Raw genomic sequence first — 24666 nt, forward strand, 5'->3', positions numbered from 1 at the left:
GAAGAGGAGCCGTGCTGACGCAGGTCGCGGACGGGGTGCTGGTGCACGAGAGCGAGTTCATCAAGAGCAACGCCGTTGTCGTGCAGGGCCGCGACGGCGTGCTGCTCATCGATCCCGGCGTGCAGAGCCACGAGATGGCCTGCCTCGCCGACGACCTCGCCCGGTCGGGCCGGACCGTGGTGGCCGGCTTCTCGACCCATCCGCACTGGGATCACCTGCTGTGGCACGCCGACTTCGGCGACGCCCCTCGATACGGCACGGCCCGGTGCGCGGCGGCGGTGCGCGAGGAGCTCTCCGACCCGGAGGCCAAGGCCCACATCACCGAGCACCTGGAGCCGACCGGCATCGCCGAGCAGGTCCCGCTCGAGCTGTACGGCCTCATCACCGCCCTGCCCGCCGGGAGCACGGAGATCCCCTGGGACGGTCCGCGGGTCCGGATCCTCGAGCATCAGGCGCACGCGCCCGGCCATGCGACGCTGTTCATCGAGGAGCGGGGGGTCCTCGCCGCCGGCGACATGCTGTCCGACCACCTGATCCCGATGCTCGGGCTGAGTGAGACCGCCGACCCGATCGAGGACTACCTCGCGGCGTTGCGAATGCTGGAGGGCGTGGCGGGCGACGCCCGGATCGTCGTTCCCGGCCACGGGTCGGTCGGCGGGACCGGCCAGGCCTCCGCGCGGATCGAGCTGGATCGGGCGTATGTGCTCGCACTGCGCGAGGGCAAGGATCCCGAGGACCCGCGGATCGGCGCCTCGGCCCAGCCGAGCTGGGAGTGGGTGTCCGATGTGCACAGCGGGCAAGCCCGGGAGCTCGCCGAAAGGACTGTCGGATGAGCACCGGTGGGTTCTCGCCGGCCCGGCTGGCTCGGGTGCGCCGACTGCTCGACCGCCACGTCGGCACCGGCTTGGTGCCGGGCCTGGTGGTCGCTCTTGCCCGGCACGGTGAGGTGCACGTCGAGGCCGTGGGGAACCTCGCGTTCGACGGTGCCGGATCCACGACGCCGTTCGCCGGCGACACGATCGTCCGGATGGCCTCGATGACCAAGCCGATCGTCGCCGCCTGCGCGATGACGCTGGTCGAGGAGGGCACGCTGCGCCTCGACGACCCGGTCGACGACCTGCTTCCCGAGCTGGCCGGCATGCGGGTGCTCGCCGATCCGTACGGGCCCGTGGAGGACACCGTCCCGGCTGAGCAGCCGATCACGTTGCGGCACCTGCTGACCTTCACGTTCGGCACCGGGATGGCCATCGCCGAGCCGGGGACGGTGCCGATCGCCGATGCGCTGGACGCCGTCGGCGAACCGGAGCCGGACGAATGGATCCGCCGGCTGGGCACGCTCCCGCTCCTCCACCAGCCCGGCGAGCGCTGGGTGTACGAGACGGCCGCGGACGTCACGGGGGTGCTCATCGCCCGGGCCACCGGCAAGTCGTTCGAGACGGCCGTGCGGGAGCGGGTGTGTGAACCGCTGGGCCTCAAGGACACCGGCTTCAGGGTGAGCGCCGACCGCCTCGACCGGTTCGCCCCGGCGTACGCGAACGAGAACGCCCCCACCGGTGAGCCGGTCGTGCAGGACGGGCGCGACGGCTGCTGGAGCCGGCCGCCGGTGTTCATCGGCGGTGGCGGTGGACTCGTCTCGACTGCCGACGACTACCTCACGTTCGGCTCGGCGCTGCTCGCGGGTGGCGCCCATCGTGGTACGCGGATGCTCTCCCGGCCGGCGGTGACGCTGATGACCACCGATCACCTGACCCCGGCCCAGAAGGCGGTCTCCCGGCTCTCCGGGTTCGCTCCGGACTACTTCGACACCCTCGGCTGGGGGTTCGGGCTCTCCGTGCGCACCCGCCGTACCCAGCTCGGCCCCTCGGTCGGCAGCTACGGGTGGTCCGGCCTCTACGGCACCGCCTGGTACAACGATCCGGCCGAGGATCTGGCCGCGGTCGTGGTCATGCAGCGGGGCCACCTGGGCGACCAGACGCTGCCGATGTGGGCCGACCTCTGGACCGCGGTCTACCAGGCGATCGACGACTGACACGCGACTTGGTGCCCGCGTGCACCACGAACGGTCCACGGGGTCAGAGAGGATCGGTGAACGAGATCGGCTTGCCCGCCGCCTGGGCATAGGCGATCTCCCTACTGGTGGACTCGCCGACATACCCGCCGGGGTTGACGATCAGAACCCGGTCGGCCAGGTCGATCTTGCGCAGGTGGAGGGCGTCCAGCGCGGCCTTCTGCTCGTCGGTGATCACCGCGCCTACCTCGCCCGGCGCGACGACGATGACACCGGCGAGCGTCAGATCACGGTCCGCCGCCCGCATCTCGTCCACGAACCGCATGGAGCCGCAGATGCAGACGATCTCGGGTCGGTCGGGCATGGCACAGTCCTCCGGTCGAACGGGAAACCGTCATTGTGCACGGCGGCCTCACCGGCCCGGCCGTGTGCACCGTCGCGGGTGAGAGGCCAGTCAGGCCGGGAGGGTGACGACCAGCTTGGTGGCGGAGACCCCCCGGCGCTGCTGGTCCATGGCGCTCTGCACGTCGGACAGCGAGTGGCCGACGACGGACGCCCTCGGCACCGCGACCGCCGGGCTGCGGTAGTCGAAGACGCGCGCCGCGCCCAGGTCGGCCAGCCGGTCGGCGTTGCGGGGTGACGCGGTCGTGATGACGTCGTATCCGGCCGCCACCGCGAGCTGGATCGCGTTGCTGCCCGCGCTGGTCGAGCCACCCCAGACGAGGACGGTCTCACCGGTCGGCGGGGCGCCGGCGGCCGGGTGCCGCAGGCCGAGATGGCTGGACTGGAAGAGCGAGCAGGCCGCGGCCGAGACGCCGAGCGGCAGCACCGCGGCGTCGGCGTAGGACAGGCCGGCCGGGATCGGCGCCGCGAGAACCTCGGGGACGACCGCGTAGTGCTGGAAGGCACCCTGGGCGGGCTGTTGGCGTCGCGGCCAGCGTCAGCGCGCGGTCGCCGGGCCGGAACCGGGTGACCGCCGAGCCGGCCTCGACGACCTCGCCCGCCAGGTCGGTCCGGAGCACGGCGGGGTACTTCAGCCAGGCGTACGCGACCCGGCCGGCCACCTGGATGACCCAGTCGAGCGGGTTGACGGCGACGGCGTGGTTGCGGACGACGATCTGGTCGGCGCCGAGCTGCGCCAAGCTCTCGCCTGAGGCCGGCGGCGCGGGGATCGCGCCGCCGGCCGTGGGGCGTCAAGCCGGGCGGTAGCCGGCGGGCCGGGTGGAGAACGTGCCCCGGCCCCGGGTGCGGCTGCGCAAGTCGGTGGCGTACCCGAAAAGCTCGGCCAGCGGCACCACCGCGGTCACCGACTCGCCGGTGGAACCGGTGATCCGGCCGCGGCGGGATGCCAGATCGCCGAGCACGCCGCCCAGCGTCTCCGCGGGAGCGTGGACGGTCACGTCGGCCACCGGTTCCAGCAGGGCCAGCTCGCACGCGTCGAGGGCGGCCCGCAGACCGGACCGGCCGGCCGCGCGGAACGCCATCTCCGACGAGTCCTTCACGTGCGTGGCGCCGTCGGTGAGGGTGACCCGCAGACCGGTGACCGGATGACCGGCCAGCGGACCGTGGGCCAGCGCCTCGCGGCAGCCGGCTTCGACCGCGCGCACGTACTCGGCCGGGACACGCCCGCCGGTCACCGTGGACGCGAAGGCGAAGCCGGTGCCGTCGAGCGGTGTCACGTCGAGCACGACGTGGGCATACTGCCCCGCTCCACCGTCCTGCTTGACGTGCCGGTGGATCAGACCGGTCACGCCGCGCACGACGGTCTCACGGTAGGCCACCTGGGGGCGGCCGGTCATGACGGCCACACCGCCCTCGCGCAATCTGGTCACCGCCACCTCCATCTGCAGCTCTCCCTGACCGGACAACAGTGTCTGCCCCGATTCGCTGTCGGTGCGCACCGACAGCGACGGGTTCTCCTCGACGAGCGCGGCCAGCGCCCCGGGCAGCCGGTGGGCATCGGCCCGCGTACGCCCCTCCAGCGCGACCGAGACGAGCGGCTCAGCCACCACCGGCGCCTCCAGCCGCACCGGACGCTCGCGTGTGGACAGTGTGGTCCCCGGCCGGGCGGCCTTGAGCCCCATCAGCGCCACGATGTCGCCGGCCTCCGCCCGCTCGGCGTCGGTGTGCCGGTCGGCCTGCACCCGCAGGATCCGGCCGACCCGCTCGGCGCGCCCGGTCGCCGCGTCCCAGACGGTGTCGCCCTTGGTCAGGACCCCGTCGTAGACGCGGACGAACGTCAGCCGGCCCTGCCGGCCGGGCTGCACCTTGAACGCCAGCGCCACCAGCGGCGCGGCCGGATCGCCGGACGGGGCCGGCAGGTAGTCGACGACCGCGTCCAGCAACGGTTCCACGCCGATGGTCCGGTAGGCCGAACCGCACAGCACGACAACCGCCTTCCTTTCCCGGGAGAGATCCCGCATCGCCGCTCGCAGCGTCTCGTCGGACATCGCGCCCAGCTCCTCCAGCGCCGCCGGATGCAGCTCGGCGACGGCCTCCTCGAGACGACGACGGGCCGCCTCGTCACCGCCCGGGGTGACCGTCAGGACCCCGTCGGGCCAGGTGAGCGTTCGACGCCCGACCAGGTCGACGACGCCGCCCTCGACGGGTACCTGCGCCACCAGCGGGATCACGCCGAGCCGCTCCCGCATCGACCGCACGGCCGCGTCGAGGTCGGCGCCCGGCCGATCCAGCTTGTTGACGAAGACGATCCGCGGAACCCCGTGCCGGTCGGCCTGCCGCCAGACGGCCTCGCTCTGCGGCTCGACCCCGGCCACGCCGTCGAGCACGACGACCGCGCCGTCGAGCACCCGCAGCGAGCGCTCGACCTCGTCGGTGAAGTCGACGTGCCCGGGGGTGTCGATCAGGTTGAGCCGGTGGCCGTTCCAGTCGCAGCTGACCGCGGCCGCGAAGATGGTGATGCCGCGTTCGCGTTCCTGCGGGTCGAAGTCGGTGATGGTGTTGGCGTCATGGACTTCACCCAGTTTGTAGGTGGCACCGGTGAGGAACAGGATCCGTTCGGTCAGGGTGGTCTTGCCCGCGTCGACGTGGGCCAGGATGCCGAGGTTTCGCATGGCTGGTGGACTTTCGAGAGTTCCGGTGGTGGACAGCGCCCACCCGCCGCGTCCTCAGGACGCGGTCAGGAACGACCAGCCTCGGTGGCGCAGCCGAGGCTGGGCACACCAGACACGAGGAGAGGAGCGGTGCGAAAGCGCACGGCGTCCTCCCCTCGCGAAACGATCAACACCGGAGACGGTACGGATTTCCCGGCCGCCCTGTCGACCGGTTTTACGCCCGCACCGCGGCGGTGGCCGGGCCCCGCACCGCACGCCGGGTGGTCTGCACCAGAGCCGACGCGGTGAGCACCACGGCGATCGCCGCCACGATCCCGAAAGCCGCGGGTGAGGCGTCCGGCCAGATCCGGCCGGCACGGGCCGAGCCGAACGGCAGGACGGTGAACAGCGCGGCCACCAGGCCGCCGAGCACGCCGGTCACCGTGCTGAGCAAGCCTTCCAGGGCCACCATCGCGGTGACCTGACCGCGGGTGGCGCCGGCCAGACGCTGCTGGGCGAACTCGCGGCGCCGGTGCGCGGTCGCCGCGATCAGCGTGTTCACCAGCATGATGGCGACAAAAACGGCGATCATGCCGACCACCACGTAGTTGAGCGTCTGGATGTCCTGCGCGTAGGCGGGCTCGATCAGGCCCGCGGACGCCCGGTCCTCGATGCCCTGCATGTATACCGTGCCGGTCGCGATGCCGGTGAACAACAGCACCGGCATGACGGCCGACGCCGGCCGCGGCCCCTGCAGGGCGAGCTCGCCCGGGGCCGCGAAGAGCCGTACGAGAGGGCTCAGAACAGCCGTGACCAAGCGCAGCAGCTCGGGCGCGAGCAGTGCCAGCCCGATCGACGCCCAGATGCCGGCCTGCCCGGCCGTCTGCATGGCGTCGATGCCCTTGCCGTCCATCAGTGTCGCGGTCAGCACGGCACAGTTCGCGCCGGTCAGCAGGAACAGCACCGCCCCGATCCGCCGCAGCCGGGGCCGGGCCCGCCGGGGGCCGGGCGCCGCCGAACGCCGGGCCGTGGCGAACGCCGCGACCAGCGAGCCGACCAGCGTGACCCCGAAACCGGTCCCCAGCGCGATCGGGCCGAACGCGGGGTGGACCGAGGAGGCGACCTGCCCGGTGTTCTGCAACAGGCCGACCAGCACGCGTCCGAGCACCCACCCGACCGGCACGGCCACCGCCGACGCGAGCAGCGCGACGGCCGCGGCCTCCCCCACGATCATCCGGCGCAGCTGAGGGCCGGTCGCACCGACCGAGCGCAGCAGGGCGATCTGCTGCTCCCGTTGCCGGACAGCCAGGGTCAGCGTCGAGGTCACCGCGAACACGACGATGATCAGGCACCACCCTCCGCCGACACTGGCGGTGGTCGTCAGCGATTCGTTGCCGGCGGCGGCGTCGACGCCGCCGGCAGTGTCCAGAAGCGACGCGAACGCCATGATGAGCGCCGCGCCCAGAAAGGCGGAGAGAAACGTGGCGAGGAAGCCGCCGGGACGGTGGCGCAGGTTGCGCAGCGCGACGGCGATCATGCCGACACCCCCACGCGGTCGCCGAGGTGCGCCAGACGCTCGGCCACGGCGCCGGCCGTGGGCGCGCGCAGCGACCCGGCCAGCTTGCCGTCGGCCAGGAAGAGAACCGAGTCGGCGTACGCGGCGGCGACCGGGTCGTGGGTGACCATGACGACCGTGCGGCCGCGCTCGTGCACTACCGCCCGCAGTAGCGCCAGCACTTCACGGGCGCTGCGCAGGTCGAGTGCTCCGGTCGGTTCGTCGGCGAAGACGACGGCCGGCTCCGTGACCAGCGCCCGGGCCACGGCGACCCGCTGGCGCTGCCCGCCGGAGAGCCGCTCGGGCAGCTCACCCGACCGGTCCCCCAGGCCCAGCTGCTCGAGAGTCTCCCGTACGCGGCGGCGGTCGGCCCGGCGGCCGGCCAGCCGCAGCGGCAGCACGACGTTCTGCTCCACCGTCAGCGACGGAAGCAGGTTGTAGTCCTGAAAGACGAAGCCGACCCGGGTCCGCCGGAACTTCGTCATCGCCGTGTCCTTGGTGGCCGTGAGCTCGGCCCCGTCGATGAACACCCGGCCGGCGGTCGGGCGGTCGAGCCCGGCCGCGCACTGCAGCAGCGTGCTCTTGCCCGATCCGGACGGCCCCATCACGGCCGTGAAACTCCCCGCGGCGAAACCGGCGCTCACTCCATCGAGCGCGGTCACGCCACCGTCATAGGTCTGGTAGAGCTCGGCAACCCGCACCACATCAGTCATGAATACACCGTACGAACGCACTACCCTGGAAATCGGTAGTGCTAGCACCCCGATCCATGTAGTGCAGAGAGGTAAGGTGCACTAGTGCAGGTACCCGTGTTCCGCCGGATAGCGGCCGAGATCGCCGCCCGCATCGCCGCCGGCGAGCCACCGCCCGGCGAGCGCATCATGTCGACCCGCCAGATCATGGCCGAGTACGGCGTCGCCATGGCCACCGCCACCAAGGTGATCACCCACCTCCGCGAGGAGGGCCTGGTGCGTGCCCAACCGGGCGTCGGCACGGTCGTCGCCGGCGACACCCGGCCGACCGGCATCGGCCCCGACCGCGACCTGGTCGTCCGCACGGCCATCACGATCGCCGACGCCGAGGGCCTGCCGGGCCTCTCGATGCGCCGCCTGGCCGGAGAGCTCGGCATCCCCACGATGTCGGTCTATCGCCACGTGGCCGACAAGGAGGAGCTCGTGCTGCTGATGATGGACAAGGTCATGGCGGCCAATCCCCCGCCGCCCCGGCTCGACCCGGCCCGCGACGGCTGGCGGGCCTGCGTCGAGGCCCTGGCCCGCCTGCAGTGGTCGATGTATCGCCGCCACACCTGGCTGGCTCAGGCCGTCTCGTTCACCCGCCCGCTGCTGGCCCCGAACGCGATGGCCCACACCGAGTGGACGATGCGCGCCCTGGAGGGCCACGGCCTCGATCACAACACCCAGTTCCGCGCGGCCGTGACCGTCGCCAACTACGTCCGCGGGACGGCCGTCAACCTGGAGGACGAGGCCCAGGCCGAGCAGGAGACCGGCCTGACCGACACCGAGTGGATGGACACCCAGCAGCAGCGTTTCGCCGACGCGCTGGCCACCGGCAAGCTGCCGCTGATGGCCCGCTTCCTCGCCTCCGACGACCGCGAGCTGACCCTCGACCTGCTGCTCGACTACGGCCTCCAGCGCCTGCTCGACGGCCTGGAGACACAGCTCAGTCCGCGAGCCGGGCTCTGAAGGTCTCCGCCTGCGGGTGGTCGAGTTCGCTCAGGATGCTCAGGGCGTGCTGCCAGGCCGCGCGGGCCGCGGCGGTGTCGCCGCCGGCGAGAAGAACGTCGCCCAGGGTGCCGGTGCCGACCGCTTCCTGATATCGGTCGCCCAGCTCGGCGAAGATGGCCACGGCCTGCTGATAGCAGTCGGCGGCCTCGGCCGGTCGGCCCGAGTGGTGGATGTAGCCCAGAGTGTCCCAGGCGTGGGCCTGCCCGTAGCGGTCGCCGAGTTCCTCGAGCAGATCCAGGGACAGCCGGGTGGAGACCAGAGCCTCGGCGTGCTCGCCCAGCAGCGCCTGATACCAGCCGACCGAGCTGAGGGCCACGGCGTGCCCGACCTGGTGCCCGAGAGCCTCGAACAAAGCCACCGAGCGGCGGGCGTGCGGCAGCGCCTCACCGGGACGGTCGCGCCGGTCCTCCAGGGCGGCCAGACCGTTGTACGCGAACGCCTGCCCGATCCGGTCGCCGGCCCGGGCACTCACGTCGATGGCCCGCCGCAGCTCGGTCTCGGCCTCGTCGTAGCGGCTCAACCCGAGGTACGCGGTGGACAGATGCCGGTGGGCGCGGGCCAGCTCGACCGGGTCGGCGTCGCGGGCGGCGGCCACCGCCAGCCTGCCCACAGCTTCGAGATCGTGCCAGTATCCCTGCCAGTCGAGAAACGTCACCAGGCCGTAGTGCAGTTGCCGGACCGCGCCGGCGAAGCCGTTGTCGGCCGCCTGCCGCACCGTGGCCAGCAGGGATTGCCGCTCGGCGGCGAACCAGTCCAGGGCTTCCTGGTTCTTGACCGGCGGGTCGACGACGGCGCCGGACGCCGGAATACCGAGCTCGAGCGTGCCCTGGGCCGGATCGAGCAGCATGGTGGCGGCGCAGGCGGTGTGCACGTAGTGATCCAGCAACCGGGCCATCGCGCGGGGCCGCTCGTCGTCCAGCCGCTCGGCCGCATACACGCGCAGCAGGTCGTGCAGGGTGAACCGGCCCGGTGACCGCTCGACGAGCAGGCTGGCCCGGGTCAGCTCGGTCAGCGTGCGCCGCACCTCGGGCACTCCCCGGCCGGCGAGGCTGGCCGCGGCGGCCACCGAGAGGTCCGGGCCGGGGTGGACGCTCAGCAAGCGGAAGAGCCGGGCCGCGGGCTCGCTCAACGCGGCGTACGACCACGAGATCACCGTCGCGACGCGGGTCGACGGGTCGCCGGCGTCCAGCGCGTCCAACCGGCTCCGGGCGTCCGCGAGCTCGGCCGCCAGCGCCGCCAGCGGAAAGCCGCTGTGCCGGGCCCGGGCGGCCACGATGGCCAGGGCCAGGGGAAGCCCGGCGCACGCGGCGACGATCGCGGCCGCGGCGGCCGGCTCGGCGGTCACCCGATCCGGGCCGAGCCGGCCGGTGAGCAGGTCCCGGGCCTCGCCGGGCGACAGGGCGTCGAGGCTGATCGGGTGGGCATCGTGGGTCGCCAGCAGCGGCACGAGCTGGTCCCGGCTGGTCACCACGGCCAGCGCCGACGGGCCCACCGGCAGCAGGGTGCGGACGTGGCCGGCGTCGCGGGCGTTGTCCAGCACGATCAGGACGCGTTTGCCGTCGAGCAGGCTGCGGTAGAGGCCCACCTGCGCGTCCGGGGTGGGCGGAACCCGGTCGGGGGCGACGCCGAGGGCGTGCAGGAAAGCCCGGAGCGCCTGCCCGGCGTCCATGGTGAGGCCGGGGGCGGCGAAACCGCGAAGGTCCACGTACAGCTGGCCGTCGGGAAAGCGCGGGGCGGCCGAACGCGCCCAGTGCACCGCGAGCGAGGTCTTGCCGACACCGGCCGTCCCGGAGATCGCGCCGACCACCCCGGGGGGCAAAGCGTCGAGCGCGGCCAGGTCGCGGGCCCGGCCGGCGAAACCGGCCACCTCGGCCGGCAGCTGAGCGGGGACGACCGACGCAGCCGCCTGCTCCCGCAGAAGCCTCTGGTGCAAGGTCTGCAGCTCGGCGCTCGGGTCGGCACCGAGCTCGTCGGCCACCCGTTCCCGGATCCGGGTGTACCGCTCCAGCGCCTCGGCCGGGCGCCCGGCCGCGTGCAGGGCCCGGATCAGCTCCGCGTGCACCGGCTCGGCCAGCGGGTTCTCCCCGGCCAGCTCGGACAGCCGGGTGATCGCCACCGCCGGACGAGCGACCGCGGTCTCGGCCCGCGCCCAGGCCAGCATCAGCTCGAGGTGGTCCTGGCGCCAGCTGCGGCGCATCCGGTCGGCCCACGGCCCGGCTATGCCGGTCAGCGGTTCCCCGCGCCACAGGACGTCGGCCGCGCGGAGCTCGTCGGCCGGGCGATCGCCGCGGCGGCTGCGCTCGAGGAGCTCGCGCATCCGGTGCAGGTCGACCAGCGCGGGGTCGGCGTCGAGCAGGTAGCCACCCGAGCGACGGGACACCGTGACCTGGCCGCCCGCCTCCTCGAGCACCCGGCGCACCCGGGTGACGTGGGCGTGCAGCGATCGCCGGGCCGTCGGCGGTGGTGCCTCGCCCCACAACCGGTCGATCAGGACGTCGGCGTCGACCGCGCGCCCGGCGTCGACCGCCAGCACCGCCAAGACCGCGCGCGGCCGTGGCTGACCGACGTCCACCCGCTGGTCACCGACCCACACCTCGACCGGGCCCAACAACCGAATGTCGATCACACGTCTCCCCCGGACATCGATCCACAACAATCCCACAACGCCGCCCGGCCAATCTATCGGCACGGTCGAGCGGCGCCGCGGACCCCCGACGGGGGTGGGCTCACGGCGCCGCCCGGCATCCACCCGGACGTCCATGAAGGGGCTCACTGAGATGGCGACAACGAACAAGGGGGGTGGCACCGGCGGTCTGCGCCGGCGCCTGGTGCGCGCGATCGCGACCGTGACCGTGCTGACCGGCGCCATGGTGGTGGGCCTGGCCACCCCCGCGCTGGCCGCGGAGGAGTTCAACTACTTCAACACGGCCTACGGGGTGCGGGAGGCGGACTACAAGATCACCTTCTATGGCGCGCCGTCCGGCCAGCACCGCAAGCACCTCGTCATCGCCGACAAGAAGGCGGACGGCAAGGCCCCGCTGCTGCGGATCTGGCCCGCCCCGCTCGAGGACCCCTGCTACTACATCGACTACGCCGACAAGGGTGGCTCCGGCGACGGCGCCTACCACTACGACATCTACTACCCGGTGTCGATGATCGCCTACGTCCTCGCCGACCGCGAGGGCGCCTGGGGCGGTCAGTACGGCCTGAACGGTCAGTGGATCATCAACGCCCGCCGCGCCGCCGGCTGCTGACCGGCACCCCGTCCTGAGCCGGCCGCGACCGGCTCAGCGCTGTCGCAACTCGACGATCGCCGAGCCCAGGTTCCGCTCGACGCCGACCGGCCGCTGCAGGCCTTCCGCGAAGAGAGACTCGACGAACGGACGATGCTCGGGCCGGCCGGCCGTCGAGAAATAGGCCTTCAGACCCGCGGCCAGTTCCTCGTCGGCCGGCAGGGTGGCCGCGTCGACCAGCGTCTTGATGCCGGCCACGGCTACCCGGTCGAAGGCGGCGATGCGCCGGGCGAAGCGGTCGGTGAAGACCTCGAGCTCGGCATCGGGCACGACGCGGTTCACGTACCCGTAATCGGCCGCCAGTGCCGCGACCAGATCGTCACCACCCAGCAGGATCTCGAGGGCGCGGCCGCGGCCGACGAGCCGGCCCAGGCGAGCCATCGCGCCGCCGCCGGGAACCGCCCCCACGCCGACTTCGAACTGGCCGAAGACGGCCTGCTCGGAGGCGAAGCGGATGTCGGTGGCCAGGGCGAACTCGCTGCCGGCGCCCCGGGTGCGGCCGCGGACCTCCGAGATGGTGGCGACCGGCAGCCGGCTCAGGCGGATGAAGTTGTCCACGTACGGATGCAGGCCGGTCGGGCCGGGTGGCATCGCGGCCACCCGGGCGCCGTCGGAGAGGAAGTCCCAGTGGGCCATGAAATAGCCGGGGGTCTCGCTGCGGAAGACCACGACCGTCAGATCCGGGTCCTTCTCGATGGTGCCGATCAGGTCGGCCAGCTGCTCGACGGTGTCCGGGTCCATCAGGTTGACCGGGCCGTTGGCGAAGGTCACCCGCCAGTAGGCGGGCGAGACCGTGGTGAGGCGGAACTGCTCTGCGGCTGTCATGGGCCCAGCATCGGAGCCCGGCCGGCGTGATCGCACCCGTGCAAGACCCTGGTGAGCCGCTAAGGTCATCGACCGGGGAACGGGGGCACGGGTGGGAACAGCGGTGGAGATCCGCGGTCTGGTCAAGGCGTTCGGAGATTTCCGGGCGGTCGACGGGCTCGATCTGACGGTGCGCGGCGGCACGTGCCACGGCGTGGTGGGACCGAACGGCGCGGGGAAGTCGACGACGCTCGGCATGGCCGTCGGACTGATCACGCCCGACGCCGGCACGATCCGGTTGCTGGGCCACGACATCCGCCGGGCCCGGGCCCTGATCGGTGTCCTGCCCGACGGCCTCGACCTGCCCGAGCGGCTCACCGGGGCCGAGCTGCTGCGCTACACAGCCGGTCTGCGCGGGCTCGACCCGGCGACCGCGCGCACCCGCAGCGCCGAGCTCATCGACGTGCTCGGACTGGCCAAGGGGGCCGGCACCCCGCTGGCCGACTGTTCCACGGGCACCCGCAAGAAGATCGGGCTCGCTCAGGCGCTGGTGCACGCGCCGCGCCTGCTGGTGCTCGACGAGCCCTTCGAGGCGGTCGACCCGGTCTCGGCGCTGGCGATCCGCCGGGTGCTGCAGCGGTTCGTGGCCGGCGGTGGCACGACCGTCCTCTCCACCCACTCGATGCTGCTGGTGGAGCAGATGTGCGACGACGTCACGGTCGTCAACCGGGGTCGCGTGGTCGCGGCCGGGCCGGTGGCCGAGGTGGCCGCGGGCGGCACCCTGGAGGACCGTTTCGTCGAGCTGGTCGGCGCCGACGTCGCCGGTGAGGGCTCGCTCGACTGGCTGACCCGGCGATGACGGCGCCGGTCATCGTGCGGATGCGCGCGACCATGTTCCGCCGCTCGCTGCGCGACCCCGGGCCGGCGGTGGCCGGGCTGGCCGGGCTGCTGGCGGCCGGGTGGCTGATCGTGTACGCCGTACGCCCGTCCGCCCAGCCCGGCACGCTGTCGATCCTCACCGGCAGCTGGGTGCTCGGCTGGATCGTGCTGCCACTGCTGCTCGGCGGGGTCCGGGGCCGCGTCCGCCCGGGGCATCTGCGCCTCGAGCCGATCCCGGTCGTCCGAGCCGCGTACGGGTTGCTGCTCGCCTCGGCACTCGGGATCGGCCCGGCGGTGTCGCTGATCGCGCTTGCTGCCCTGCCCGCCCACGCCGCCCGCGACGGGATCGCCGCCGCGGTGGTCGCCGCCGTCGGCGCGCTGCTGCTGTGGCTGCTCGGTCTGGCCGGCTCGGCCGTCGCGCTGGAGGCGGTCGGTCGCTCGGGCGGCCCGGTCGGCGCCGCGCTGACCGGCGTCCTCACCGGCACGGTCATGGGCGTGCTGGGGTCGGTCTGGGCCGTCGCCCCGTGGGCCAGTCTGCTGCTGGTCGCCGGCCCACCGGCCGGCGTCCTGACGGTGCTGAGGTGGACGCCCGGATTCTGGCCGCTCGACGGCTCCCCGGTGCTGCTTCTACCGCTCGCCCTGCTCGTCGGTGCGGGCGTCCTGGCGTACGCGTCCCTGGTGCGCCACGTGCTGACCGGCTCGGCCCGGCCGCGGTCGGGCCGAGCCACCACCGCCTCCGGCCGTTTCGCCCGCGGCCCGGTCGACGGCGTCATCGGCCGCGAGCGCCACACCTGGCTCCGCCACCCGCTGCGCCTGCAATACCTGGCTTTCTCCATCGTCTACGGCGTCCTGCTGGCCGGGTTGCCGCTCCTGGCCGAGGTGCGGCTGCTGACCCCGTGGGCCGGCGTGCTGATCGTCCTGTGGGCCGCGTCGATGGCCGCCAGCCTGGTCGGTCTCGACGGCACCGCCCTGTGGCTGCCGCTGACCGCCCCGGGCGGCGAGCGGGCCGAGGTCCTGGGCCGGGCGCTCGCCTGGTTGCTTCTCGTCGCGCCGGCCGGAGCCGTGTTCACCGTGGCCGGCATCCTCGTCGCACCGTCCGCCGACCCGGTCGCCGCCCTCGCGGTGCTGCCGGCGGTGCTCGGCGCCGGCGCGGCCGTTCCGGTGTGGGTCGCGGTGCTTCGCGTACGCCCGGTGGACGACCCGAGGCGGCCCACCGCCGCCGACAACCCCACCGACATCGTCAGCGTCCTGCTGGTGCTGGTGGCGCTCGTGGTGACGGCCGCACCCGCGTTCAGTCTCGTCGTCTGGGGCCCTTCGTGGTCCCGCTGGCCCGCCCTAGCGGTCGGTGTCCTCTGTGGCCTGGCCGCGTGGCTGGGCGCCACCTGGGCCGCCACCGAACGGTTGACCCGCCGCGGCACCGAGGTCCTGGCCGCGGCCGGCCGGACGACCGCCACCCCCACCACCCGGATCCCGCTCACCTGGGACGCCGAATGGGTCCGCACCCACCGGGTCACCGTCTGGGCGCTGGCCCTGCTCACGATCGGCTGGATCCCGGTCGTCCCGCAGGGCCTGATGGTCCTGGTCTTCGACATCGAGGGCGGCTGGATCGTCGCCTCCCACTTCGCCGGCCCGGCCCGGACCGCCGCCGCCCTGAGCATGGTCGCCCTGGGCGGCCTGCTCCTGCTGACCGGCCTGCTCCTCTGGGACCGCCGCGAGCCGGCCACAGCCGAACTGGAGCCCCGGGATGCCTGATGTGCGTATCCGTCTCGACCACTCGGTCACGCCGGACGACACGGCCGCACTGTGGCCGGTCTACGACGCCGTCTTCGCGGATCATCCGAGCTTCGCCGCATGGCGGGAGCGGGTCTGGGACAGGCACACCGTTCGCGGGGGCTTCCGGCTCGCGCGGGCGTACCGGGAGTCCGAACTCGTCGGCTTCGCCTACGGCTACATCGGAGAACCCGGCCAGTGGTGGACCGACAACGCGCGGAGGGTCCTGGCGCCGGACGTCGCCGACGCGTGGCTCGGCGGCCATTTCGAGCTGGTGAGCCTGGGCGTCCTCGAGTCCGCGCGCCGGTCGGGTATCGGGCGGGAGCTGATCCGGGCCCTCCTGGCCGATCTCGAGCCCGGACGGGTCCTGCTCATGGCGACCGCCGACAGCACCGATCCGGCGCGGCGGCTCTACGCCTCGGCGGGGTGGCAGGTCCTCGGCCCGGGAATCGGCCCGGGGACGGTCATCCTGGGCATGCGGACGGGCCGGGCGCGCTAGAAGTCGCCGACGGCCCGGGCCGTCACCGGCGGGGCGCCGATGTCCGCGACCGGGATCGGGGTGGATCGCTCGGCGGTCACCCGGGCGGAGGCCAGGCGGTCGAGGCGGAACCAGCGGATGGCCTCGCGGGTCCGGCAGTGGCCGACGAGATACCACTGCCCTCCGGTGCGAGCGAGTACCACCGGATCGATGTGCCGAACGGTCCGCCTCTCCTGCCCGTCGCGGTAGTCCACCACGAGGACCCGCTGTTCGTGCAACGCCCGCTCGACGGCGCGGCGGGTCCGGACGTCACCCGGCGGCTCGGTGTGGTCGATCCAGACCCGGTCGTTCACCACGGTCGCACGTCTGCGGGCTTCCTCGTCCATGACGCTCAACGCCTTGACCAGCGCCGCGCGGGCATGGCCGTCGAAGGGCTGCCCCCGGTGGGCGGCCACGGCCGCGGCCAGTCCGGCCACCTCGGCGTCGGTGAAGTTGACCGGCGGCAGGGTGGCCGCCTTGTCGACGACATAGCCCCCACCCGGACCGGGACGCGCCCGGACCGGGAAGCCGCCGTGTTGCAGGCTCGCGATGTCCCGCTTGATCGTCCGCCCGCTGACCTCGAAGATCTCCGCCAGACGGCCGGCGGTGCGCCCGGTCCGGCCGGCACGCCGCAGTTCTTCCCTCAACGCGTAGAGCCGGCTCGTGCGATCCATCGGGAAATGGTGACATACCAGTGACAGCTCGCCGTGCCACGATCCGGTCATGGCTGCTCAACACGCAATCCTGTTCATCAGCGGAGCCGGTCTGCCGGCCTGGATCTGGGACGACGTCCGGCAGTGCCTGGGCGACGGACAGCCGCTGGCGGTCGCTGCTCGACCGGCCGGCCGATCCCCGGCCGGATTGCGCGACTTCGCCGACGCCGCCCTCGGCTCCGCGCCGACCGGCCGGTTCGCGATCGTCGCGCACTCGATCGGCGGGGTGATCGGCGCCGAGATCGCCGGGCTCGTGCCCGAGCGCGTCACCGCGTTCCTCGGCGTGTCCGCCGTTGTCCCCAGGCCCGGAGCGTCCTTTCTCTCGGCGATGCCGATCCCGAACCGGTGGGTGCTGAGCGCGGTGATGCGCGTCGCCGGCAACCGTCCGCCCGACAAGGCGATCCGGCGCGGTCTGGCCGACCGTCTCGACGAGCAGACCACCGAACGCCTCCTCGCCGACTTCACCACCGAGCCGACCGGCCTCTACCGGAGCCGGACCCCCGGGCAGTCCTGGGCCGGTCGGCGCGGATACCTTTTCACCGACCGGGATCGTGAAGTGCCCGTGGCCGTGCAACGACGGAGTGCCCGGCAACTCGGCGCCCAGTGGGTCGGCAACCTCGACACCGGCCACCTGCCCATGCTGGAGGATCCGCGGGCTCTGGCCGGCTCGATCACCGGCTTCCTGGCCACCGCGCCGACGACCCGCCGGGAAGCCGGACGGTGACCGTGCGGGCGCGCTCAAGCTCCGTCCGGCGTGCTCGCCGGTCGGTGCATGGTGGGAGGGCTCGGTCGGCGCCGGTGCAGGTTGAGCCGCGTCTGGAGGGCGACCAGGGCTATGACCCGACGCGCTCCGGTGACGGCTGGGCTTCGGTGGTGCGCCACCAGGGCCGGGACGCCAGCCCGGCCAGCACCGCGCCGGCCGCGTTGACCAGCACGTCGTCGATCGACGAGACCCGGTCCAGGCGCAACGCGTACTGGGCGAACTCGATCAGGGCCGAGCAGCCGGCGCCGAGCGCCAGGATCCGCGGTACGGAAGCCAGCGCCGCGAACCGGATCGGGGCGAAGAACCCCAATGCCGCCAGCACCACCAGATTGCCGCCGATCCCGAGCGGGCCCATCGTCACGAGGTCGCGCAGCGGCACCAGACTCACCCGGCCGGGGACGACGCCGGCTCCCGGTCCTGGCATCAAGGTCAGCCACACCATCGGCACCGTCCCATAGACCAGACCCACCTCGGCCACCGAGCGCCGCCAGGCCGAGAGGTCGCCCGCGGCCCGCCGGATCCGTGCCAGGGCCCACACGACCAGGCCGGCCACCGGCAATCCCACGAGCGTCATGAGCACGACGCCGTTCTCCGTGTCGTAGCACCCGTGCCACTTCCCCGCGAAGCACTGGGGTGCTGACATGACCAGCATCCGCCGCATCACCACCAAGGCCAGCAAAGCGCCGAGCACGGCCAGGGTGAGGAACACGATGCCGCCGGTGCGGCGCCGGCTGGTCGGGGGTGCGCTGTGGCTCATGCCGCCATCAAAGCCGGGGCGTCGTTGCGCCAGCATAAGCAAAAGTCCATATGACCGGATTATACGTTTGCGGCTTACGACCAGCGGACCGGCCGGCCGCGGAAAGCCCACGGCCGGGCGGAAGGCTCAGCTGACGGTGATCGTCCCGTTCGAGGCGCGGACACAGTGCACGGAACGCGAGGCGGTGACCGCGGCCCCGGCCAGGCACTGGCCCAGCACGCCGTGGCCGGCCGCGTTGGGATGCCAGGACTCCTGGCAGATCTGGAAGTACGTGACACACGAGTTGGCGATGCGCTGGATGGCGAGCTTGTCGTAGCCGGACAGGTCGGTCAGGAAGGTGCCGGTCGGGCCGTCCTGCAGGCGGATCGGCGTGGCCAGGGCGTTGCCGGGGCTGCCGGTCCGCTCGCACAGGCGGGCACCGTCGAAGGCCCGCTGCACGTTCAGGTAGACCAGGTCGTCGTTCGGGAACTCACTCCGGAGCGCGCCGTGCACGCCGGCGACCAGTGTGCCCAGGCCGGCCGAGAAGAGGTGACCGGCAGCCAGGCTGGCCCGGTGGATCGGGCAGCCGGCCCGGTACCGTTCAGCGCCCAGCGCGCGGAACTTGTCGCGGTCGTCGGCCCGGCCGTCCTCCTCCCACAGCGCGCTCTCGAGGTCGTTCGGCAGCGGATTCGTGTAGTCCTGGAAGACCACGCGGTGCACCCCGTCGGCGTCGATCTCGTCCAGGGTGCGCAGGATCTCCCGTACGGCCGCAGTGGTCTCCGCCTGGGCGGCGCTCAGCTGGGCCGGGGTGGCCAGGTCACCGGCCGCGCACGGGGCCTGCGGCACCGGCCCGCCGAGGTAGGCCCAGAACTCCCACCAGCCGGTCCAGGCGTCGGCCACGAACCGGTTGGCACACTTCACGGCGACGTCGCCAAATGTGAACTGGGTGTTGTTCGAGCCCAGCCCGATCAGCACCAGATCGATGTCATGGGTGCGTCCCACCGCGCGCAGCTGGTCGAGTTGCGAGGCGACCGTGCGGCCCTTCTCGCGGGCGTTCGACGCGTGCGCGATGTCCTGCGGCTGCCCACCCGAGCAGGCCAGGTTGAACCGGTCCTGGATGCCCGGCAGCGACGCCCGCAGCAGCGACGCGTTGCCCGAGCGGTGGCAGAAGAAGGCGTTGCTGTTCGCCGCCGACCAGCCCGGAAAGGCTTGCGCCTGCCCGTTCACGTCGACGACGGACTGGTAGGCGCCGGCTCCCTCACCGCTGATGAAGCTGTCGCCGAGCGCGACCGCGGCGGTGGGCCGGGCGGCTCGGGCGGGGACGGCGGTGGCGGTCAGAGCGACGAGGGCGAGGACAACGGGCACGGCGAATCGACGCCACAGTGACAAGGCGGCCTCCACGGACGAGGGGAACCCTGATCCGATCATCTACTTCGGAGGCCGTCAATGTTTCACAGTTGTTGCGTCGGACGTCGTCCACGGCACGAGTCCACCCTGCCCACCGTCGACCGAACCTGAACCGCGCGGCCGGACAGTGACCGGAAGATGACTTGACGCAGTGATGACGGTCGTTCACGCTCATCCTGGATTGCGGGCCAGGTCACCGACCCGAAAGGGGGCGCGATGACCCCGGGTAGCGCGCGCCTCCCCGGCGATCCCGGTGGCACCGGCGGACGCGTGATCGTGGCCTGCCAGGACTGTCGATGGTGGGAAGAGAGCCATTCCGTGCGTCGCCTGTGCCCCCGGGGCGGCAGTCAGCACCGCCGGCCGATTCCCGTCATCGCGCTGGTCAGATGCGAGCGAGGTTGTGCCGAGGCGTGGTACCGACAGATGCCTACTGTCTGGACTCACCAGACTCCGGACGGAACCCATCGCCTGGTCGTGGCGAGGTTCAGGCCGTTGTCATGATCGACAGCCTGCTGGATCGGGCCACCGCGGTCCTCGAGCGCCGGTTCCTCACCAACGCGTTTCTGCCCGTGCTCCTTCTACTGCCGGCCGCCGCCCTCCCAAGCCTGGTCGAAGGAGGCCGCCTCAACCAGGTCGTAGCGGCTTTCAGTGCTCTCCCTCTTGCGACGAAACTGCTGGTGGCCGGTGGATACTTCACTTTCGCCTGGTTCCTGGCCGTGATCGTGGCCAGCCAGTGGCGCAACATCATCCGGCTCTTCGAGGGATATCCGCTGGCGGGATGGCCCGCGGTCGACGCCATCGGCAAACACTGGCACCGGACTCAGAGCGCCGACCTGGACGCCGACAGCGCGGAATGGTTCTCCAACTACCTCGCCTATCCGGCGAGCGACGAGGTGCTGCCGACCCGTCTCGGCAACGTGATGCGCGCGGCCGAGCGCTATCCCCTGGACCGCTACGGCGCCGACTTGATCCTGGTCTGGCCACGCCTGCTCCAGGTCATCCCGCGGGAGTCGGCTCAAGATGTCGAGGAGGCGCGGGGTCGTCTGGAGTTCGTCCTGGTGCTCGCGCTCTGGTTCGCCGGCTTCGCGGCGCTGGCTCCGGTGTTCGCCTTCTCGGCGCGCGGATCGGCGCTCGTAGCGGTGAGTTGCCTGATGCTCGGCACGGGCGGCGCCTACGCCGCCTACCTGTCGGGCATCGCGGCCGCCGCGGAGTACGGCGAATACCTCCGAGCGCTCTTCGACACTCACCGATTCGCTCTCCTTCGCCAGCTGAACGCGCCGATTCCGACCACCCTGCGAGGCGAGCGTCAGCTCTGGCGCGAGCTCGGCGACTTTGTCGGAAGAGGTATCCCGCCAAGATGGGATTACGATCACGGCGTGGCTGGACCGCCGGATTCCGCGGCCGGATAGGGTCGCGCGGTGCCTCCGAATGAAGTGTCCGACGGCCCCTCCGGTGGCACCGCGCCCGGTGCCAATCCGTTCATCGGCGGCGAGCCCGTCGACGGGAGCGTCGGGGTCGCGACCGGTGAGTTCAGCGCTGTGCCGGACCCTGTCGCCGACCGGCCGGTGGAGCTACCTCCGCAGGGTCCGTCCGCGGCGCGACGACGTCCCCTGGGCGTGGCCGGCCCCCTTCCCCGGTACCTCTTCCTGGTGGTGCTGCTTCTCTGCGTCGCGACCATCTACTTCACCTTCGGCCAGCCCGACGACGTCCCGGTTCTGGTGGCCCGACGGGACATCCCCGCTTATCACGTCATAACCCCGGAAGATGTCGCCCTGGCCACCCGCGAAGCCGATGAAGCGAAGAAATACGCGGCTCTGCCGGTTGAAGGTCGCCTGAGTCTTGTCGCGATCGGCAAGGACCAGCCGCTCATGCAGACCGACGTGGCCCCGGATGTAGCGGGGATCCTCGGCGACGACCTCAGCATCCACGGGTTCGACGTGCCACCGGCCGCGGTGCTCGGTGGGGGCCTGCGCACCGGCGACAGCATCCGGCTCATTCTTCGTGAGGACCAGCGATTCGCCCGGCTGGACGCCGTCGTTCTCGCCGTCGCCGGGGCGCAGGACGGTCCGATCAGAACACTTGTCGTGGCCATCCGCGCCAAGGACGCGAGTGCCAACGAACGCGCGATCGCGGTGGGCAAAGCGTCTGTGCTGAAGGATCCCGCCGCGCCCAACGCTTCGGACTGAACTGTGCCGTCACCCGACCGACTGTTTGTCTCTTCCCGTTGAGCGGCGGCGGGCGAAGGCCAGGGCCGGCGGCGCCACGAGGGCGAGGAGGACGACCAGCCACAGGACCACGGTGAGGGGCGAGGACACGAGGGTCGACCAGTCGCCCTCGGAGAGGGCCAGGGCGCGGCGCAGCTGTTGCTCGGCCAAGGGGGCCAGGATCAGGCCGACGACCGCCGGGGCCACCGGGACGCCCGCCTCGCGCATGAGCAGACCGATCAACCCGAGGACCGTGAGGACGATCAGGTCGGCCACGGTGCCGCCCGCGGCGAACGCACCGAGGCAGGCGAAGACCAGGACACCGGCGTAGATCCCGTACGCGGGAATGGTCAGCAGCCGCACCCAGGCCCGCGCCAGCGGCAGGTTCAGCACCAGCAGCAGCACGTTGCCGATGTAGAGGCTGGCGATCAGCGCCCAGACCAGCTCCCCCGACTCGCTGAACAGCTGCGGACCGGGCTGCAGCCCGTACGACTGGAATGCGGTCAGGATGACCGCGGCCGTGGCCGAGGTGGGCAGGCCGATCGTCAGCAGCGGCACCAGCACGCCGGCCGCCGCGGCGTTGTTGGCCGCTTCGGGCCCGGCCACGCCCTCGATGGCGCCGTGACCGAACTCGTCGCGGTGCTTGGAGAGCCGTTTCTCCAGGCTGTAGCTGAGGAACGTGGGCACGTCGGCGCCGCCCGCGGGCAGACTGCCGATCGGGAAGCCGAGGGCGGTGCCGCGCAGCCAGGCCGGCCACGAGCGGCGGAAGTCCGCCCGTGACAGCATCGGCTGGCCCCGCAGCGGTTCGACCCGGCTGTCGCCGGTGCCCGCGATCAGGTGGGCGAAGGTCTCGCCCAGCGCGAACAGGGCCACCACCACGATCACCACGTCGATGCCGTCCAAAAGCGACGGCATCCCGAAGGCCAGGCGGGCCTGACCGGTCTGCGTGTCGATGCCGACCAGCCCGATCGTGGCCCCGATGACCAGACTGGCCCCGCCCTTGAGCAGGCTCGGGCCGAGCAGGGCGCTGACCGTCACGAAGGCGACCGCCATCAGCGCGACATACTCGGGTGGTCCGAAGTTGACGGCGATGTCGGCCACGACCGGGGCGGCCACGGAGAGCGCGATGGTGCCGATGGTGCCGGCGACGAAACTGCCCAGCGCGGCGGTGGCGAGTGCGGCCGCGCCCCGACCGGCGCGGGCCATCTTGTTGCCCTCCAGCGCGGTGGCCACCGAGGCGCTCTCGCCCGGGGTGTTCAGCAGGATCGAAGTGGTCGAACCGCCGTACATCCCGCCGTAGTAGATGCCCGCGAACATGATCAGCGCGGCCGCCGGCTCGAGGCGGAACGTGACCGGCAGCAGCAGGGCGACGGTCAGCGCGGGGCCGATGCCGGGCAGCACGCCGACCGCGGTGCCGATCGTGACGCCGATGAAGGCCCACAGCAGGTTGCCCGGGGTGAGCGCGTCGGCGAAGCCGGAGAGCAGGTCGCCCATGTCAGAACCCCCACGGCCCGGTCGGCAGCGACAACCCGATCAGCACGTCGAAGACGAGGAACACCACCACGGCCAGCGTCCAGCCGTAGGCCACCACGCGAGCCGGATGGGGCGCGCCGAGCAGCAGGGCGGCCCCGGCGAACAGGCCGGCCGAGCTCACCACGTACCCCATGACCGGCAGCAGCAGCGCGAACGCGATCAGGACGACCACCAGGGCCGTCAGGCGCCACAGGCGCCGTTTCCCCTCTTGCGGCGTACGGAGGAAACGGCGCGACTGAAAGGCCAGCGCACCACCCAGGACCCCCAGCAGCACGCCCATCAGCGTCGGTGCCGCGGCCGGCCCGAGCGCCTCGTCGGAGTCCCGCAGCCGGGCGGCGTCGATCAGTACGACGACCGCGCCGAGAATCATCAGGACGCCGAGCGCACCGGCCGCCCGAGCCTCCCGATGCGCCAGCTCCGGCGTCTCCGGAACCGGCCGCCCCTCCTCGATGTCCGTCATGACGCTCCGCTGACTCCGGTGCAGTCGCTCATGCTGAGCATCCGGGCATGCCCTCCTGGCCCTGCGATCGCTCCGCTGACTCCGGTGCAGTCGCTCATGCCAGCCCCATCTTCTTGAGCACGTCGGTGACGGTGCGGCGCTCGTCGGCGATGTACCGCTCGAACTGTGCCCCGGTCAGCGTGGCGTCGAGCCAGCCCCGCCGCTGCAGGGTCTCGCGCCAGGCCTCGGTCCGGGTCATGCCGACCAGCAGATCCTCGAGCTGCCGCTCGTCCTCGGCCGTGATACCCGGCGGCGCGACCACCCCGCGCCAGTTGGCCAGCTCCACGTCGACCCCCTGCTCCTTCAGCGTGGGCACGTCGGGCAGTGAGGGCAGCCGCTGCGGGCTGGAGACGGCGATCGCCCGGATCGTGCCCGCCTTGATCTGCCCCTCCAACTCGGACACGCCGGAGACGCCGGCCGTGGCCCGCCCGGAGAGCAGCGTGGACAGCGCCTCACCGCCACCGGAGTGGGCCACGTAGTTGACGCCGGCCGGGTCCGCGCCGATCGCGTCGGCCACCAGCCCGGCCAGGATCTGCTCGATGCCGCCGGCCGAACCACCGGCCCAGCTGACCTTGCCCAGGTCGTCCTTCATCGCGGCGACCAGGCCGGCCATGTCCTTCACCGGCGAGTCGGCCGGCACCACGATCACCTCGTAGTCGGTGAGCAGCCGGGCCAGCGGTGTCGTCCGGTCGAGGGCCACCGGCGAGTCGTTGCTCTCGATCGCGCCCACCATCACCAGGCCCATCACCATGAGCTGGGTCGGGTCGCCCTCGAACCGCACGAACTGGCTGAGCCCGATCGTCCCGCCCGCCCCGGCCACGTTGTAGACCTCGGTCCGCCCGGCCTCGGTGCGCAGCGCCGTCTGCATCTCGCGGGCGGTCTGATCCCACCCGCCGCCCGGCCCGGCCGGGGCCATCAGCCGCAGCTGCCGCCCGTTCAGGAAGCCGGCCTCGTCGTCCCGCCCCCACACCAGGGACGCGACGAGCAGCACCGTTGCCAGTCCCGCAGCCACAAAGGGGCCCGCGGCGGCGGGTCGCCAAGTGATCCGCATCGGTCCTCACCACGCTTTCGTGACGTTCCGCCCGACACTCCCCATAGATTCAGCTACCTGGATCTTTTAGTCAAACTTCGAGTGTGCCGACCGGGGCCGGTTCGCGTCCGGTGGATCGGGCGCGGGAGGATCGTGG

General features: G+C 72.4%; 24 protein-coding genes. 10 read left to right on the forward strand and 14 right to left on the reverse strand.

The annotated features are described in order from the left end of the window. The first annotated feature begins 11 nt into the window (after positions 1-11). The gene (locus tag NAG42_RS16310) at positions 12-833 is read left to right on the forward strand and encodes an MBL fold metallo-hydrolase (RefSeq protein ID WP_250031138.1); all 822 of its coding nucleotides are present in this window, start codon (positions 12-14) and stop codon (positions 831-833) included. After that, a complete protein-coding gene (locus NAG42_RS16315; protein ID WP_250031139.1) occupies positions 830-2029 on the forward strand; it encodes a serine hydrolase domain-containing protein in 1200 nt (399 codons plus the stop codon). The genes NAG42_RS16310 and NAG42_RS16315 overlap by 4 nt, the downstream gene beginning before the upstream one ends. Positions 2030-2072: 43 nt before the next feature. Here NAG42_RS16315 and NAG42_RS16320 read toward each other — a convergent pair whose 3' ends face one another. From NAG42_RS16320 to NAG42_RS16340, 6 genes are all read right to left on the reverse strand, one after another. After that, positions 2073-2372, reverse strand: coding sequence for a hypothetical protein (locus NAG42_RS16320; protein WP_250031140.1), 300 nt, complete (start codon positions 2370-2372; stop codon positions 2073-2075). A 90-nt stretch (positions 2373-2462) separates the two neighbouring features. Then, the gene (locus tag NAG42_RS16325; protein WP_250031141.1) at positions 2463-2837 is read right to left on the reverse strand and encodes an MDR/zinc-dependent alcohol dehydrogenase-like family protein; all 375 of its coding nucleotides are present in this window, start codon (positions 2835-2837) and stop codon (positions 2463-2465) included. Then, positions 2740-3150 carry an alcohol dehydrogenase catalytic domain-containing protein gene (locus NAG42_RS45315; protein ID WP_369077099.1) on the reverse strand — a complete coding sequence of 137 codons (411 nt, stop codon included), beginning with the start codon at positions 3148-3150 and terminating at the stop codon, positions 2740-2742. The genes NAG42_RS16325 and NAG42_RS45315 overlap by 98 nt, the downstream gene beginning before the upstream one ends. A gap of 51 nt (positions 3151-3201) precedes the next feature. Continuing rightward, positions 3202-5082: an elongation factor G gene (locus NAG42_RS16330; protein WP_250031142.1), complete on the reverse strand. Its 1881-nt coding sequence runs from the start codon at positions 5080-5082 to the stop codon at positions 3202-3204. Between the two features lie 214 nt (positions 5083-5296). Then, positions 5297-6598: an FtsX-like permease family protein gene (locus NAG42_RS16335; RefSeq protein WP_250031143.1), complete on the reverse strand. Its 1302-nt coding sequence runs from the start codon at positions 6596-6598 to the stop codon at positions 5297-5299. Next, entirely contained in the window at positions 6595-7329 is a 735-nt protein-coding gene (locus NAG42_RS16340; RefSeq protein WP_250031144.1) for an ABC transporter ATP-binding protein, read from the reverse strand. Before NAG42_RS16340 ends, NAG42_RS16335 begins: the two co-directional genes overlap by 4 nt. A gap of 84 nt (positions 7330-7413) precedes the next feature. On the opposite strand from NAG42_RS16340, the gene NAG42_RS44900 reads away from it, so the two are divergent. After that, positions 7414-8319, forward strand: coding sequence for a TetR/AcrR family transcriptional regulator (locus tag NAG42_RS44900; RefSeq protein WP_250031145.1), 906 nt, complete (start codon positions 7414-7416; stop codon positions 8317-8319). Here the strand turns inward: NAG42_RS44900 and NAG42_RS16350 are convergent. Then, entirely contained in the window at positions 8297-10987 is a 2691-nt protein-coding gene (locus tag NAG42_RS16350) for an AfsR/SARP family transcriptional regulator (protein WP_308201157.1), read from the reverse strand. The two genes, NAG42_RS44900 and NAG42_RS16350, sit on opposite strands and share 23 nt — an antisense overlap. A gap of 151 nt (positions 10988-11138) precedes the next feature. Between NAG42_RS16350 and NAG42_RS16360 the strand changes: the two genes are divergently transcribed. Then, on the forward strand, positions 11139-11615 hold the full coding sequence (locus NAG42_RS16360) for a hypothetical protein (RefSeq protein WP_250031146.1): 477 nt from the start codon (positions 11139-11141) through the stop codon (positions 11613-11615). Between the two features lie 33 nt (positions 11616-11648). On the opposite strand, the gene NAG42_RS16365 is transcribed toward NAG42_RS16360, so the two are convergent. Next, on the reverse strand, positions 11649-12479 hold the full coding sequence (locus NAG42_RS16365; RefSeq protein WP_250031147.1) for an enoyl-CoA hydratase/isomerase family protein: 831 nt from the start codon (positions 12477-12479) through the stop codon (positions 11649-11651). Between the two features lie 91 nt (positions 12480-12570). Between NAG42_RS16365 and NAG42_RS16370 the strand changes: the two genes are divergently transcribed. The 3 genes from NAG42_RS16370 to NAG42_RS16380 are packed head-to-tail and all read left to right on the forward strand — an operon-like array spanning position 12571 to position 15606. Next, positions 12571-13317, forward strand: a complete 747-nt coding sequence (locus NAG42_RS16370; RefSeq protein WP_250031148.1) for an ABC transporter ATP-binding protein — start codon at positions 12571-12573, stop codon at positions 13315-13317. Continuing rightward, on the forward strand, positions 13314-15089 hold the full coding sequence (locus NAG42_RS16375; protein ID WP_250031149.1) for a hypothetical protein: 1776 nt from the start codon (positions 13314-13316) through the stop codon (positions 15087-15089). The genes NAG42_RS16370 and NAG42_RS16375 overlap by 4 nt, the downstream gene beginning before the upstream one ends. After that, a complete protein-coding gene (locus NAG42_RS16380; protein ID WP_250031150.1) occupies positions 15082-15606 on the forward strand; it encodes a GNAT family N-acetyltransferase in 525 nt (174 codons plus the stop codon). The genes NAG42_RS16375 and NAG42_RS16380 overlap by 8 nt, the downstream gene beginning before the upstream one ends. On the opposite strand, the gene NAG42_RS16385 is transcribed toward NAG42_RS16380, so the two are convergent. Then, on the reverse strand, positions 15603-16298 hold the full coding sequence (locus NAG42_RS16385) for a helix-turn-helix transcriptional regulator (RefSeq protein WP_250031151.1): 696 nt from the start codon (positions 16296-16298) through the stop codon (positions 15603-15605). The two genes, NAG42_RS16380 and NAG42_RS16385, sit on opposite strands and share 4 nt — an antisense overlap. 49 nt (positions 16299-16347) lie before the next feature. Here NAG42_RS16385 and NAG42_RS16390 point away from each other — a divergent pair, with 49 nt between their 5' ends. Then, positions 16348-17061 carry an alpha/beta fold hydrolase gene (locus tag NAG42_RS16390; RefSeq protein ID WP_250031152.1) on the forward strand — a complete coding sequence of 238 codons (714 nt, stop codon included), beginning with the start codon at positions 16348-16350 and terminating at the stop codon, positions 17059-17061. Between the two features lie 109 nt (positions 17062-17170). Here the strand turns inward: NAG42_RS16390 and NAG42_RS16395 are convergent, their stop codons facing one another. Then, a complete protein-coding gene (locus NAG42_RS16395) occupies positions 17171-17857 on the reverse strand; it encodes a VanZ family protein (protein ID WP_250031153.1) in 687 nt (228 codons plus the stop codon). Positions 17858-17983: 126 nt separating this feature from the next. Next, complete coding sequence (locus NAG42_RS16400; protein WP_250031154.1) at positions 17984-19225, reverse strand: SGNH/GDSL hydrolase family protein; 1242 nt, start codon at positions 19223-19225, stop codon at positions 17984-17986. A 515-nt stretch (positions 19226-19740) separates the two neighbouring features. On the opposite strand from NAG42_RS16400, the gene NAG42_RS16405 reads away from it, so the two are divergent. Both NAG42_RS16405 and NAG42_RS16410 read left to right on the forward strand, forming a co-directional pair. Further along, the gene (locus NAG42_RS16405) at positions 19741-20652 is read left to right on the forward strand and encodes a hypothetical protein (RefSeq protein WP_250031155.1); all 912 of its coding nucleotides are present in this window, start codon (positions 19741-19743) and stop codon (positions 20650-20652) included. 240 nt (positions 20653-20892) lie between these two features. After that, the gene (locus NAG42_RS16410) at positions 20893-21429 is read left to right on the forward strand and encodes an SAF domain-containing protein (protein ID WP_250031156.1); all 537 of its coding nucleotides are present in this window, start codon (positions 20893-20895) and stop codon (positions 21427-21429) included. A 9-nt stretch (positions 21430-21438) separates the two neighbouring features. On the opposite strand, the gene NAG42_RS16415 is transcribed toward NAG42_RS16410, so the two are convergent. The 3 genes from NAG42_RS16415 to NAG42_RS16425 form a co-directional block, all read right to left on the reverse strand. Beyond that, entirely contained in the window at positions 21439-22941 is a 1503-nt protein-coding gene (locus NAG42_RS16415) for a tripartite tricarboxylate transporter permease (protein WP_250031157.1), read from the reverse strand. Between the two features lies 1 nt (position 22942). Further along, positions 22943-23440 (reverse strand): tripartite tricarboxylate transporter TctB family protein, encoded by a 498-nt coding sequence (locus NAG42_RS16420; RefSeq protein WP_250031158.1) that lies wholly within the window; start codon positions 23438-23440, stop codon positions 22943-22945. Between the two features lie 94 nt (positions 23441-23534). Beyond that, positions 23535-24530: a Bug family tripartite tricarboxylate transporter substrate binding protein gene (locus tag NAG42_RS16425; protein WP_250031159.1), complete on the reverse strand. Its 996-nt coding sequence runs from the start codon at positions 24528-24530 to the stop codon at positions 23535-23537. Positions 24531-24666: the final 136 nt, after the last annotated feature.

The organism is Paractinoplanes maris (assembly GCF_023544465.1).
GTDB lineage: Bacteria > Actinomycetota > Actinomycetes > Mycobacteriales > Micromonosporaceae > Actinoplanes > Actinoplanes maris.

Excerpts from the sequence above, each read along its gene's own strand:
- NAG42_RS16375 (WP_250031149.1), top strand. The coding sequence starts at position 13,314 with ATGACGGCGCCGGTCATCGTGCGGATGCGCGCGACCATGTTCCGCCGC.
- NAG42_RS16380 (WP_250031150.1), top strand. The coding sequence starts at position 15,082 with ATGCCTGATGTGCGTATCCGTCTCGACCACTCGGTCACGCCGGACGAC.
- NAG42_RS16335 (WP_250031143.1), bottom strand. The coding sequence starts at position 6,598 with ATGATCGCCGTCGCGCTGCGCAACCTGCGCCACCGTCCCGGCGGCTTC.
- NAG42_RS16385 (WP_250031151.1), bottom strand. The coding sequence starts at position 16,298 with ATGGATCGCACGAGCCGGCTCTACGCGTTGAGGGAAGAACTGCGGCGT.
- NAG42_RS16420 (WP_250031158.1), bottom strand. The coding sequence starts at position 23,440 with ATGACGGACATCGAGGAGGGGCGGCCGGTTCCGGAGACGCCGGAGCTG.
- NAG42_RS16315 (WP_250031139.1), top strand. The coding sequence starts at position 830 with ATGAGCACCGGTGGGTTCTCGCCGGCCCGGCTGGCTCGGGTGCGCCGA.
- NAG42_RS16395 (WP_250031153.1), bottom strand. The coding sequence starts at position 17,857 with ATGAGCCACAGCGCACCCCCGACCAGCCGGCGCCGCACCGGCGGCATC.
- NAG42_RS16330 (WP_250031142.1), bottom strand. The coding sequence starts at position 5,082 with ATGCGAAACCTCGGCATCCTGGCCCACGTCGACGCGGGCAAGACCACC.
- NAG42_RS16425 (WP_250031159.1), bottom strand. The coding sequence starts at position 24,530 with ATGCGGATCACTTGGCGACCCGCCGCCGCGGGCCCCTTTGTGGCTGCG.
- NAG42_RS16365 (WP_250031147.1), bottom strand. The coding sequence starts at position 12,479 with ATGACAGCCGCAGAGCAGTTCCGCCTCACCACGGTCTCGCCCGCCTAC.
- NAG42_RS16390 (WP_250031152.1), top strand. The coding sequence starts at position 16,348 with ATGGCTGCTCAACACGCAATCCTGTTCATCAGCGGAGCCGGTCTGCCG.
- NAG42_RS16415 (WP_250031157.1), bottom strand. The coding sequence starts at position 22,941 with ATGGGCGACCTGCTCTCCGGCTTCGCCGACGCGCTCACCCCGGGCAAC.
- NAG42_RS16340 (WP_250031144.1), bottom strand. The coding sequence starts at position 7,329 with ATGACTGATGTGGTGCGGGTTGCCGAGCTCTACCAGACCTATGACGGT.
- NAG42_RS16360 (WP_250031146.1), top strand. The coding sequence starts at position 11,139 with ATGGCGACAACGAACAAGGGGGGTGGCACCGGCGGTCTGCGCCGGCGC.
- NAG42_RS16320 (WP_250031140.1), bottom strand. The coding sequence starts at position 2,372 with ATGCCCGACCGACCCGAGATCGTCTGCATCTGCGGCTCCATGCGGTTC.
- NAG42_RS16405 (WP_250031155.1), top strand. The coding sequence starts at position 19,741 with ATGATCGACAGCCTGCTGGATCGGGCCACCGCGGTCCTCGAGCGCCGG.